The 14,357-nt window shown below is 33.0% G+C and carries 5 protein-coding genes; 3 read left to right on the top strand and 2 right to left on the bottom strand.

Going from position 1 to position 14,357, the window contains the following annotated elements; all coding sequences use genetic code 11:
- Positions 1-116: 116 nt before the first annotated feature.
- A complete protein-coding gene (locus J8M14_RS11330; protein ID WP_211074739.1) occupies positions 117-866 on the bottom strand; it encodes a hypothetical protein in 750 nt (249 codons plus the stop codon).
- 9 nt (positions 867-875) lie between these two features.
- Entirely contained in the window at positions 876-1,451 is a 576-nt protein-coding gene (locus J8M14_RS11325; protein WP_211074738.1) for a sigma-70 family RNA polymerase sigma factor, read from the bottom strand.
- A 137-nt stretch (positions 1,452-1,588) separates the two neighbouring features.
- Here J8M14_RS11325 and J8M14_RS11320 point away from each other — a divergent pair, with 137 nt between their 5' ends.
- The 3 genes from J8M14_RS11320 (at position 1,589) to J8M14_RS11310 (ending at position 14,343) form a co-directional block, all read left to right on the top strand.
- A complete protein-coding gene (locus J8M14_RS11320; RefSeq protein WP_211074737.1) occupies positions 1,589-4,741 on the top strand; it encodes a CHAT domain-containing tetratricopeptide repeat protein in 3,153 nt (1,050 codons plus the stop codon).
- A 313-nt stretch (positions 4,742-5,054) separates the two neighbouring features.
- Complete coding sequence (locus tag J8M14_RS11315) at positions 5,055-7,646, top strand: T9SS type A sorting domain-containing protein (protein WP_211074736.1); 2,592 nt, start codon at positions 5,055-5,057, stop codon at positions 7,644-7,646.
- Between the two features lie 349 nt (positions 7,647-7,995).
- Positions 7,996-14,343, top strand: coding sequence for a hypothetical protein (locus J8M14_RS11310; protein ID WP_211074735.1), 6,348 nt, complete (start codon positions 7,996-7,998; stop codon positions 14,341-14,343).
- Positions 14,344-14,357 lie beyond the last annotated feature (14 nt).

Raw genomic sequence — 14,357 nt, 5'->3', positions numbered from 1 at the left:
AAGTTAGAAGAAATAGTTGTTATCTTTGAATAAGTAATTATTTCACTGACTGACTATCAATTATGAAAAAGTTCAATAGGTCGTTTCCAGACCTTTGGACTTTTTCCTTTTTTATATTATTTCTCTTGTAAATCTTTGAGTAAGGAAGTTGCAGTTTTTTTATAAATACTATTGTAAGTAACCAATTCTTTTAATAAAGGAATTGTTTTATCGGATTTTTCCATTTTGAGGTAAGTCAGGGATAAAAACCACAGAGCATCATTATAATACTCACTATTTTCAGAAAAATTTGCAAATAAAGACTCTGCTTTTATAAACTGATTGGTGTTTAAGTAACTATTGCCTAAACATAGTTTTAGAGCCTCATCCTTAGGGTTTTGATCTACTAGGTTTTCTAAAGGGGCTATAACTTTTTGATATTCTTTAGCTTTATATTGTAAAACAATTGTTTTGAAATCTTGATTAGTATTGGTTTCAGAACCTCTTTTAATATCACCAATTGGATAAGATACATAATAGGTAGCAAATAAATCTTGTTCGTAGCTTTTGTTATTGTTCAACCAAAGAAATGTAGATAATCCAACTAAGACTGCGATTGATGCTGCTATTTTCCAAAATGAAAAACTATTTGATTTTTTACTCTCTTCTTTCTTTTTTAACTCTTGGCTTACATTAATTAGCTTTTTCCTAAAATCAATAGACTTTTGATCTTTTAAATTAACTTTTAGCTCCTTATGTATTTTAATTTGTTCTTTAAGTTCTGGATTTGATTTTATTTCATTTTCAAAATTAACTAATTCTTTGTCCAACAAAGTACCATCAATATATGCTTCTATCCGTTCAAATAATTCTTGTGTCCTTTCCATATTTCAAAGCTATTCTATATTAGTTCTAAGTTCATCAAAAGCCGGATCAGTCATTACCATCTTCACAAGTTTGTTTTTACATTCAAATTTTTTCTTTCTCGCATAAGCTTCAGAATATACTTTTTTAGCAGCAATTTCTTTCATAGTCATTCCCTGAAAAAAAAGAGAAAGAATTTCTTGACAACTGGTTCCTAATTTCAAAAAATATTTTTGATAGATATATTTCCTTTCTTTCTCACTAATAGCATCAATAATATCTGCATCATCAGCCGATGATACTGATAATATACCTTCGTGATTTATCATTTTTTTATTTCTTCTAAGTTTATTCATCCACATATTTTTACAGACAGAATATACATAGGTGCCTAATGCAGAGGAGACCTGCAAAGAATTATTTTCCAGTTTTTCATACATAAAAACCATAGCGTCCTGGAAAATATCTTCTGCGTCATCCTCGCTACCAGAGTTTTTTAGGATATAGCTTTTTACCTGAGGCAAATGTGTTTCATAAAACGCTTTGATAATTGTTTGATCTCCTGTAACAATTCCACGAATAATACTGTCTTGTTTATGGTTATTCATTGATTAATGTAATATAAAGATGATTTGTTACGTTTTTTGAGAAAAAAAATTAAAGTATAAAAGTAACATATTTATTTTTTTGACTACTTATGTAGTTATAATAAGCTATCTAATAGAAATCTAGAATATAGATTAATATGACTAAACAACGTAGTTTACCCCATCAAATTTTATTCCTAATATTGATTTGTTCTGTTTTTTGGTTAAATGCCCAGACTAAAAAAGATACTTTACAGGCTTATAAATATTTTACAGAAGGAGATACATTACTAAAACAGCGAGAGTATAAAAAATCTATTGTTCTATTTGAAAAAGCTGCGATGGTGTATGCGGATCAACGAGTTTGGAAAAAACAAGCTCAAAGTCTTAATAAAGTAGCCCGCAGTTATTATATGCTAAAAGATTTTGATAATACAATTTTGTTTTCTAATCGGGTGCTGGATATAGGAGAAGAAAAATTAAGTTCAGAAACCTTAGAAAAAGCGTATGCTTTAATTAGGATGGGTGAGGCTTATGGTGAAAAAAACCAATATAAAGAAGCTTTGAAAAACTATACAAAGGCTTTACCCATTATTAAAAAAATTAAGGGTAAAGATAATATACAGACAGCCGTTTTGTATAACTATATCGCCATGGATTATGATAATATTGACCTGGTAGATAAAGCAGAGTTATATTATGATTTGGCGATTGAGATTAATCAAAAATTATACGATAAAGGTGAAAACAATGAACTTAGTACACCTTACTTAAACTTAGCTATTTTATATAGTAGAAGTGGTTTGTTTAAGCACGCAATTCCATACTACAAAAAAACAATACAACTTGATATCGAAACCTTTGGAGAAAAACACCCTTATGTTGCAGATAGCTATTACAATTTTGGAAACAACTATAGTTATATAGGTGAAGATGATTTGGCCTTACAATATTACCAAAAGGCTCTTAATATTTTCAATGAAGCTTTAGAAGAAGGAGATGAAAGTTTTGCTTTAGTTTATGATGGGATCGGCACTCAGTATACAAAATTGGGTAAAACTGATCAGGCTTTGAAAAATTATACTAAAGCATTAAAGATTTATCAAAATATTTATGGTGATGAAAACTTGTATACTGCAAATGTAATTGCAAATATTGGAGGCACATACAGAACTCAAAAACAATATAACATATCCTTTAGTTATTTAACAAAAGCTCATAAACTAATTAGGAAAATTGTGGGTGAGTACAGTAGAGAGATGTTGTTTCCTAATGATGAATTAGGTCAGCTTTTTGAGCGTAAAGGTGAGTATCAAAAGGCAAACGAATTTTACCAAAAAAATCTGGATATTGCCCTGAAAAATTTTGGATTAAAAAACCAGAGAACTGCTGAATGTTATATTAATAAAGCAAGAATTTACTTAGCAAACCAAAAGTATTCTGATGCGATACAAGAATATCATAATGCAATTGTTTCCGGGACTGAAAAATTCAAAGACGTTTCTCTGGATGCCTTTCCCGAGCCTACGGATTATTTTAATAGTAGTACATTGTTAACCGCTATATATGGGAAGGCAAAATCTTTAAAAATCAAAGGAGAAAAACTTAATAATACTCCAGATCTTTTGCTATCCCGGAAAAACTTAGCTCTATGTGATTCTTTAATTGATCAAACTAGAAACTCATATGTGTCAATAAAAGATAAAACATCCTTGGAAAAAATTGCAGCAGATGTGTATAATGATGCTATTTCATTATCTATAATGTTGTATAACCAGTTAGACGATAAAGAGTATTTAAATGATGCATTTTATTTTTCAGAGAAAAATAAAGCTCGCCTATTAGATGAACAACTGAGAAAAACAAAAGCAGAAAGATTTGCAGATATTCCTGAGGAAAAACTTAAAACATTATACGATACTCGGTCTAAACTAGCATTGTATTCATCAAAGTTGCAAGAATATAATATCAGCAAGGAAGCCGAAGATTCTGCTAAGTTGAGTCCGTATTTTGATTTGGTTTTTTCTTACTCCAGAAAAAAAGACTCTTTATTAAAAGAAATTGAAAAAGAATACCCCAAATATCACCTGCTTAAATATGATAATTCTATAATTTTAGTAACAAAAATTCAGAATAAAATATCAGAAAACACTTCTTTGGTAGAGTATTTTATTACAGATACTAAGATGTATGTTTTTAGTATTTCAAAAAATAGTTTTTCTGTTGAAGAAATTAAAATAGATAAACTAGACGAAAAGATCATTAAATTTAGAGAGGCTATCGTAGTCAAGGATATAGAGACATACAAAAAGCTTGGGTATGAATTATATACTGCATTAATTAACCCTATTACTGTTCCGGGAAATAATGAAAACTTAATTATAGTACCAGATGGTGCGCTGTGGCATCTTAATTTTGATTTGTTATTAACGGCACAAAGTTCACAGGATGTTTCTTCCGGGGATTTGCCTTATTTTCTAAGAAAAAAAGTGATTAGCTATGCTAATTCTGCAGATTTGTATTTTAGGGATAATATAAATAATGATAACATTTTAAATGAATGTTTAGCATTTTCGTTTTCAGATGTTGATGCTGTTTCAGAAAACAAGGAGATAACACTAAATACATTAAGGAGCTCTAAATCTGATCTTCCGGGAGCAAGAGAAGAAATTAAAGCAATTTCCAGCATTGTAGAAGGAACATATTTTTATGGTGATACTGCAATAGAATCTAATTTCAAAAAAAATGCTAATCGTTATACATTTCTGCATTTGGCGGTACACGGTGAATTAGATGACAAGAACCCTGAAAATTCAAAATTATATTTTACCCAAGTGCAGGATTCGATTCAGGATAATTATCTCTATAATCAGGAAATATATAATTTAAGTATTCCTGCGGAATTAGCTGTGCTTAGTGCTTGTAACACTGGAGCAGGAAAAATATCCAAAGGAGAAGGAGTTATGAGTTTAGGTAGAGCGTTTCAATATGCAGGGACCAAAAGTTTGGTGTTGACCAACTGGGAGGTTTCTGATGAAACTACTCCTCAGCTAATGAAAAATTTCTATACCAATCTAAAAAAGGGAATGAATAAAGCTAAGGCGCTACAACAAGCCAAATTAGATTTCCTGGCTAAAGCAAATGTATATCAGACAGATCCATTTTATTGGGGTGGATTTTATCTAATTGGAGATACAGGTACATTGGACTTGGATCAAAATGATTGGAATTGGTACATGGTTTTAATATTCATATCAGGGATTGTGTTCTTCGGATTCTTATATTATCGTTTTAAAGGATATAAAAGGTAACATTTATACCCTTTAATACATTAAGCTTGTATTATTAATAATATCAATTTTTTAAAGTATCATAAAATTGAACGATAAAACATGTTTATAAAGGGAAAAAGTAGCCGTGTTTAATTGGTTTATTATTAAGTATATATAATTAGTTATTAGTATTACACCCAGTAAATAGGGCCATATGTCGAAAAATAAGTTTTTGACAAGTCGGGTATTATTTAATTTATTTTTTTTGCAAACGGAAAAATAATATGAGAAGTGATTATACTTTTCATATGGAATACAATAGGCCCCAAATAAATTTGAAAACAAAAAAGTAATGAAGAAGTTATTTTTAGCAATTATCATGCTAATAAGCAGTAATGTTTTATTAGCTCAGAAAGTTCACTCTGGAAACCTAACCCTTACATCACAAGAAAAAATAAATGATTTCAGTTACACTGAGATTACTGGAGATTTAATTATTCAGGAAGGTGTAGCAGGCAGTATAACTGATCTTTCTCCATTAGAAACCTTACAAAAACTTGGCGGAGGTTTATATATTAATAGTAATAAAAAGCTTGAGAGTCTATATGGACTCTCCGGAGTTGTTACAATTAATGGATCATTAGAAATTATGGGTAATGCTGATCTGAATGATATTTCAGGATTATCTAATGTACAAAGAGTTATAGGAAACCTAAGAATCCATAATAATCATAAGATTACTTCACTTAAAGCCTTCAATAAGCTGAAAACATTGCACGGAGGATTAAGTATCCACTGGAATACAGGACTTAAAAGTTTAGACGGTTTTACAAACCTAGAAAGAACTGGAGAGTATCTTTCGGTTACAGCGAACCTTAATATGACCAATCTGAATGGTCTTAGTAAGCTAACGTATGTAGGAGGTCATTTAAGAATAATCAATAATAGGTTATATAACCTAAGACCTCTTGCAGGAGTAACGAGTGTTCGTAGTTTAGTAATTAGAAAAACCTACCTAAATAATCTAGATGATTTATCGGGATTAACAGAGATTAGAGGTGGATTATATATCCAAAAAAATAATTACCTTAATAATGTAAAAGGAATATCTGCTGCGCTCAGTGGTAACTTTGTAACGTTAGATTTTGTGGATAATCCTTATTTAGAAAATATTGAAGGATTAGAGAATATAACAAGTATTAATGTGAGTGTTAGATTTATAAATAATCAAAGGCTTAAAAACTTGGATCCTTTATCTAATATAAATAGCGTAATTGATAATCTGGAAATAAAAAATAACTCAAACTTAGAAAGTGCATGTGGGATTATTCAATTGTTAGAAGACCCAAATGCCATTATAAAAGGATTTATTGCAATTGAGGATAATTCTGAAAACACAAGCACTGTTGAGAAGATTATCGATACTTGTAATAATTGTAGAATTCTTAATAGTAATTTAACGCTTAGCACTCAGTCTGATATTGATAATTTTAACTACTGTAAAATTAATGGTAATCTTACGATTGAGGAATCATCGACAGGTGAGATCAAAAACCTAAATGGCTTATCAAATCTTACGACGGTGACCGGAAACCTATCTGTACTTAACAATTCAGCTTTAACTGATTTAGGAGGGTTATCTAATCTAAGTGCTTTGAGAAAAAGGCTTGTCATACAGAATAATAGTAATCTTATCGGTATAGGTAATTTAGAAAACCTAACAGCAATTGGTAGTAGACTTACCATAGTAGACAATCCTTCTTTAGTAAGTTTGGAAGGTTTTTCAGCTCTTAAGGTCATTAGTGGGCATCTATATATTAGCAATAATCAAAGCCTAGTTAATCTGGATGGTTTAAATTCTATTGGCCTCGATCTTTTTAGGTATTGTGATATTCATATTAATAATAACCAAAACCTTATTAATATCGATGCACTTTCGGGGATAGGCTTGGTTCCTGGGAATGTAATCATTACGGCTAACCCTTCCTTAAAAACGTTGGATGGACTCTCTGGCATACAAGCAATCCAGGATGGGTTTAGAATTAAAGATAATACCGGATTAGAAAATGCCTGTGGAATATCAAAACTTATAGAACCCAGTTATATTGGTGGATTAACATTTCCTATAAGCTTAGATCGAATTTCTAATAACGGTCCTTTATTTCCTTCTGCAAAAGAGATGGTTGATTCTTGTAATATTATTGAGAATAACGATGTAATTCTTAAGTCACAAGAAGAAGTTGATGCTTTTAATTACAATATTATTAATGGTAGACTGATTATAAAAGAAGAAATACCTGGTGATATAACCAATCTAGATGCATTAAAAACTTTAAAACAAGTAGAAAGCGTTCATATTATGAACAATACAGCTTTAGAATATCTAGGAGGACTTACACATAATCTAAAAAAAGTAACTAATTATGAAGATGGATTTGTGTTAGATGGAAACCCTTTATTATTTAAAGTAGGAGATAGAAATTATGATTATTTCATACTTCATTACTTAATATGTAAAGGGGTTATAAACCAGGCTAAAACAAGACCAAATTCAGATGACAGGTATACGGTAATCAGAGATTCGGGAGGTGTTAGATGTCGTGAGACCAATCAGAGTAGATTTAAGCAAAGAAAAAGAGAAAGTAGTAGTACGTTAAAATCAGGAATTGGTTCTAATACAGATATCAATATAGAGTCTCAAAACAATATCATTTTATACCCAACAGTTTCTAATGGTAATCAGATAAACCTTTCCGGAATACAGAATAGTTTTTCTTATACAGTATACGATGTTACAGGTAAATTAATTAGGGAATCTAGCATATCTAATGTATCCCAAAATCATCTTATACAGTTTGATAAACCATTGAAATCAGGAATGTATTTGATCATGATACAAGAAATTAGAAAAGAACCAATAACTTTAAAATTTATGGTCAGATAAAATTTTAAAAGAATAATTATCAAAAAGCCTGAATTCTTTGATAAGAATTTAGGCTTTTTGTTTTATATAATTCCCTCTTTTACAACTACTTTTACCCCTTTCGGTAGGGGCTTTAACTATTTCAGGACAAGACAAACCCTTATGGTAACCCCTATAGGTACTTCGGTAATACCTCTAGCCACTTCTTGAAGGTGTCAATCCCATACTAGTATGGGCTGCATGCTTTGAAATAGCAAGGGTACAGATATGCAAAATAACTTTTTTTAATTTTTTTCGAAAAAAGGGGTAACATTTTTCTTCGCTGATACATTAAGTGCACTCATAAATCAAAAAAACGTAAAGCGAAGCAATGAATCAAAGTATTCGAACTAGTGAATTATCGAAGGTGATAGCTTGTTATTTAGCTATTCAACTTATTATTCAAACCTTACAACCATTACAGTTGTATGCATTAACTAGCGGGCCATCACAACCTGAATTTAACTCTTTTACTCCAGTTGGCACATCTGATATGATAAATCTGTCATCAGGTAATTTTAACTATAACATTCCTATTATGGATGTTGGGGGATATCCATTAAACCTAGCGTATGATTCTGGGATTACCATGGATCAGGAAGCTTCTTGGGTAGGATTAGGATGGAACCTTAATGTTGGACAAATTAACCGACAGGTTCGTGGTATCCCAGATGATTTCAAAGGAGATGAGATGATCTATGAAAATAAATTGCGAAACAATGTTACGGTTGGGCTAAAAGCAGAATTGGATCCGCAAATATTTGGTATTGAAAAACCTGATGGTTTAGGTGAAGGTACTTCTAAAGACTCAGGAAGTAGTTCTGGTGGTGATTCAGATGGTAATGGATTGAAGTTTAAGCTAGGAGTAAACTTGAGATACAATAATTATAGCGGATTGTCTTTTACACCATCTGCCGGGTTGACATTTAGTTTAGGGGATGCGGTTAAAGCCGGGGTAAGTGTGGAGAATTCAGTTACTGACGGAGTAAGTGTCAACCCTAATGTTTCGGCAGGAGGTAAATTAGGAGAAATAGAAGGAATAGCGATAAACGGAAATATAGAAGCCGGGATCTCTTATAATTCGAATCGAGGGCTAATGGACTTTAATATGTCGAGTAGTTTAAAATCCAGTGAATTTAAGATAGGAGAACAGCAAACTGCTATGGGAAGCCTAAATGTTAATTCATATTTTGGATTAGGAGGTTATGGATCCGTGTCTTTTCAAAAACCAACCTTAACCCCCAGAAAGAGAAACTCTCTATCTAATTACTCAGGTACCGTATCCTTGTCTTTAGGGCCTTCAGTTTGGGGATTAGATGGAGAGATTGAGATATCTGCTATGGGGGCAGTTCAAAAACTAAAAGACCCATATAAGGTAGAAAAGGCTTATGGATATGAATTTACCGGACACGCGGGAACTAATGACGTATTGGATTACAATCGTGAAAACGATCAGGAAATCAGTAAATCTCTTTTAGCACTACCTACAACAAGCTATACATATGATTTATACTCCGTAAATGGGCAGGGAATTGCCGGAATGTTTCGTCCCTATAGAAGTCAGGTAGGACAGATTAATGACCCACTGGTTCAAGACGAAAGTAAGAGTTTTTCACTAGGTGTAGAAGTAGAAGCAGCTTCTTCGTTTCATGCCGGAGTAAATTTTACAAAGGCGCCTACAGAGACCAGAACCGGAGTATGGGATACCAAAGCACTTAACTATTTTAAACAAGAAAGAGAAGATATACAAGAAGCGGGCAAATCAATTGACTATGAACCTGTGTTTTTTAAATACATAGGAGAACCTGGGGTAGATCAGGATCAAGAGTTATTTGATGATTTAGGGGGGTATGCACCGATAACACTTGGAATAAGTGGCAGTGACAAAAGTTTTAATAAATCGGCTGAAAATGCTTTTGTAAAAAAACAATATGTTAATGGCGAGGTAAATTACTCTAGATTAGATTTTAATAGTAAGTTTCAAAGAACACATCGAAAGCGTCGTAACCAAACAGTACAAAAAATAAGTGCAGAAGATCTTAAGCATTTTTACAAAAAAGATTACTATGAACAAAGAATAAATTCTAAAGCAAAACCTCATCATACTGGAGAAATCAGAGTACTTAAATCGGATGGGGCTACATATGTTTTTGGTGAGACCGCTTATAATCTGGATAAACAAGAAGTAACATTTGCTACAAATAGTACAGATTTCGATTGTGCAACAGGTATTGTAACCTATAATTCGGGAGAGAATACCTCTTCTAATGAAAGCGGAATAGATCATTTTTATAATAAGGTGAAGACTCCCGAGTACGCACATACCTACCTGTTATCTTCTGTTTTATCGACAGATTATGAGGATCTTACGGGGGATGGTCCTACAGACGATGATTTAGGTGGGTATACCGAATTTGACTATACCAAAATTGAAGATATTTATAAATGGAGAGTTCCCTTTGGCGAAAATGAAGCTTCTTATAATGTAGGTTTTAATTCCTTGCCAAACGATCAGAAAGGGAGTTATGTTTACGGAGAAAAAGAAATCAAATATCTTAAAAAAATTACTACAAAGACTCATGTTGCTTTGTTTTATTTATCCGATAGAAAAGATGGAAGAGGTGTGGCTGGAGAAAACGGAGGTGGTGATATTACATCTTCGGGTAAGATGAAAAAAATAGATAGTATTGCCCTTTATTCTAAGCCGGAATATGTAAAATATCAAGAGGTTTTAGAGGATGATGATTTGTCAAATGATCCTACTCAACAAGAACTTACAGCTATTAAAACGGTGCATTTTGACTATAATTATAAGCTATGTAAAGGCATCAAAAATAATCTGGCACGTGTAGATGAAAATAATGAAGGAGGTAAATTAACCTTAGCGTCAGTTTATTTTACATATAGAGGGTCTAAAATGGGGAAATATACTCCCTATAAATTTAATTATGAAGGGTTCAATCCAGATTATAATTTAAAATCCTATGATATCTGGGGCAATTACAAACCTAATACTGGAGGGTGTAATACATTAGACCCTATTACAGCTCCAGAGTTTCCATATGTACAACAACGAGATCGGAATACTCAGGATGAATATGCTACAGCTTGGTCTTTAACCTCTATTGATATGCCATCAGGTGGGCGTATGGAAATTACACAAGAAAGTGATGATTATCAATATGTACAGGATAAGTCTGCTATGCAAATGTTTAAAGTAGTAGGAGTAGGAAAAGGAGAAGGTTTGGGTTCAGGCAATGGTCCGGAAGATTTATTTAATACTTCTTTATATCAACCTTTTGTCCTGAACAAAGATCCTAAGTATTTATATGTCAAACTACCAGCTGAAACAGATGGTAATTTTTATTTTAATAAAAAATATTTAAAAGAACAGACCGATAAACCAATATACTTTCGTTTTCTATTGAACATGACCAAAGAAGGTGCAGTAAGTACTTCCAGTAATGAATATGATTATGTAACCGGTTATTTTGAAAGGGATGGAAATGTAAAAGTATTTAAGGCTAATCAAGAGATGTATGCTGCTATTCCTATGAAGATGACCGATGTGGAAGGAGGAGCTTTAGGAAGAATAGAGAAAACAAACCCTATCACAAAGGCTGGATTATACTTTGGAAGGAAATACATGAATGGAAAAGTATATGGTCTGAATACAGATTACAAAACTGAGAATATAGAATCCATTGCAAAAAAAGTAATAGGAAGTTTTAATGCCGTTAAAGATATTTTTAAAGGGCCTAATTTAAAATTAAGAGGTTATGAATACCTATGTTCACAGCGATTCATACCGGAAAAATCATGGATTCGTTTATCAAATCCTACCGCTAGTAAGCTTGGTGGAGGTGCAAGGGTAAATAAGCTTGTATTGAAAGACCAATGGAACCAAATGCTCAACAAAGAGGAAGCAGAATATACCAAAGCCTATGGTCAGACCTATGACTATACATTAAAAGACGGAAGTTCTAGTGGAGTAGCAACCTATGAGCCCAATCAAAGTAAGGAAAATCCATTGGTACAACCTTTTTATAACAAAGGAGAACGATTAATCGCCCCAAGAGAAGTAAGCTATATTGAAAAACCATTTGGGGCTGAGTTTTTCCCTTCTGCAACAGTGACCTATAGCCAAGTTACTGTCAAGAACTTAGATCGGGATAATATCACGAAACATGCTACAGGAAAAGTAGTTCATCAATTCTTTACTTCCAAAGATTTTCCAACAAAAGTAGACTATACAAAGCTCAACGATAATAATTTTGCTTCTGATCAGAATCAGTTTTTGAAAAATATGCTAAAAGGACTGATAGGACTAAAAGTTAAAGTAAGAAATGAGTTTGCTTTATCCCAAGGGTTTGTTATTCATACGAATGATATGAATGGAAAATCCCGTTCTCAAGAGGTATTTTCTGAAGGCGCTACAGAACCTATTTCTTCGGTTACCTATAAGTACAGTACTGCAAGTGATGATGAAACGGTATTAAACAATAGAGTATCTGTAATTTATCCGGATGGAACCGTAAAAAATGATAGGCAAATAGGAGTGGATTATGATGTAGTAACAGATTTTAGAGAAAGTTATAACAAAGCGAATACTACAGGATATAAAGGAAATGTTGTTGCTTTTTTTCTAGGGTTTATTCCTGTTATTGTCCCTAATTCCTTTCCTTCGAGATCTCAAGTAGAAAATGTTGCACATTCTGCGATTACCACTAAAGTAATTCATACAACAGCGTTATTAAAAGAAAAGATAGCAATTGATGTTGGTTCACAAGTAAGTACGATTAACGAAGCTTGGGATGCACAAACTGGAGAAATACTATTAACTCGTACGATCAACGAGTATGATGATGAGTACTTCAATTTTAATTTCCCAGCTTATTGGTCCTATGATAATATGGCACAAGCATCTAAGAACTTGGGAGTTCAAGGTAAGCTTAGCAAATCTGGACAATACTATACGATGACTAATGCTAATCGATACCTAACTCTTGGAGATGAATTATTTGTGACTGATGGAGATACTGCTAAACGAGTATGGGTTGTCGGATTCAATAGCTCAGGTAATGGGGTACAATTCATGGATATTGAAGGCAAAATGAAAACTGACTTAGGGTTAGGTAATACAGTTTCTTTTAAGATTATACGATCAGGATATCGAAACCAGCAGTTGGCAAGTATGGCATCGGTTACTTTAATGAAAAACCCTATAAAAGATGATCAAAACAACTATATAAATAAACTTAATTCCAGTACGTTTAGTCAACCTGCTACTATTGCTGCAACAAATGGACTGCGTATGATTAATGCCAGTGCTGTGACCTATGATGATTTCTGGAATTGTCAATGTGATAGTGAATTACCATTTTTACCGCGTAGTGTGACATCTTCTGCTGATTTGAGAGATACTCCAATCGAAAATTATTTCTTTAATCCATATGTATATAATGTCAAGGGTGAATGGAGAGCGAATAATTCGTATGCGTATCTAACGGAACGAGTTCCAGTTACATTGAATACAGCGACAGTCAAGACCAATATACGTCGCGAGGGGTATTTTAAAGACTTCACTCCATTTTATAATTTAACTGCCGAAAAATGGGAACCAGCGATTGATCCAGAAGATACTTCTAATAAATGGACATTTGCTAGTCAGGTGACTCAATATAGTCCTTACGGGGTTGAGTTAGAAAATAGAGATGCATTAAATAGATATTCATCAGCTCAGTTTGGCTACAATTATACACTTCCTACAGCAGTAGCATCTAATAGTCAATATGTGGATATGGGAGCGGATAACTTTGAGGATTATGATGCCCTTACTACCAATGAAGGACATTTCAATTTTAAAATACCAGTGGATGGGGATGGACCCGATCAGAACAAAGGTGTTAGAGTTTCTGATGCTCGTTCTCATACGGGTAGAAATAGTCTATTGATTGACGCTGCGAATGAAGCAGTAATCACACGACAGCTATTAGGCGAATATCCCGAAGATAATGATTCGGATAATGATGGTATACCAGATTTTGGTGATGGAGTAAGTACTTTCGATGATAACTGTAGATACACTTATAACCCAGCCCAGTTGGATTATGATGATGATGGTGTTGGTGACGTTTGTGATGACGATACTGTACCCAGAATTACCAACGCAAGAGTTACCCAAAATGACGAAACCGGGTTTGATTATCGAGGAACACCGGGAATAAACCATGGACATACAGAATATTGTCAGGGAGTTCAATCCACGTTCATCATACAAGGTAAACCTAATACCAAAGTAAAATATAGGGTCACATTAGGCCATAATGAGGACAGAGGTAGAGATTGGGCCATATTAGTTAACAAAAATGCAGTACTTACCAAGCGGGATAAAGATCAAGGAATTTGGAGGGCATACGGAGGCATCGAGTTAGATGTTACCGGTAGAGCTTTTGTGAAATTTGATATTGGTGCTCGAAATAAAAAGAGAAAGAAACATGACCCTCATTATGTTGGTGGTTATTTTGAACTCTTAGATCAGAAAGGAATGCCTATTAAAGAAGGAGAAACACCTTTACTATTTATAGATGTTTACGTGCATTCAAGAGAATGTAGATATACGCCTAATGAAGGTCGATTCATAAATTACAAAAACTATATCCCTCAAAACAAACGATAAATAAACCACTTATT

This window comes from Aquimarina sp. MMG016, from assembly GCF_018100805.1.
In the GTDB taxonomy this organism is placed as follows: domain Bacteria; phylum Bacteroidota; class Bacteroidia; order Flavobacteriales; family Flavobacteriaceae; genus Aquimarina.
This window is presented reverse-complemented; position numbering and strand designations above follow the sequence as displayed.

What these genes read in the sequence shown, in the direction of transcription:
- J8M14_RS11325 (WP_211074738.1), bottom strand. Translation starts at nt 1,451, where the DNA reads ATGAATAACCATAAACAAGACAGTATTATTCGTGGAATTGTTACAGGA.
- J8M14_RS11315 (WP_211074736.1), top strand. Translation starts at nt 5,055, where the DNA reads ATGAAGAAGTTATTTTTAGCAATTATCATGCTAATAAGCAGTAATGTT.
- J8M14_RS11310 (WP_211074735.1), top strand. Translation starts at nt 7,996, where the DNA reads ATGAATCAAAGTATTCGAACTAGTGAATTATCGAAGGTGATAGCTTGT.
- J8M14_RS11320 (WP_211074737.1), top strand. Translation starts at nt 1,589, where the DNA reads ATGACTAAACAACGTAGTTTACCCCATCAAATTTTATTCCTAATATTG.
- J8M14_RS11330 (WP_211074739.1), bottom strand. Translation starts at nt 866, where the DNA reads ATGGAAAGGACACAAGAATTATTTGAACGGATAGAAGCATATATTGAT.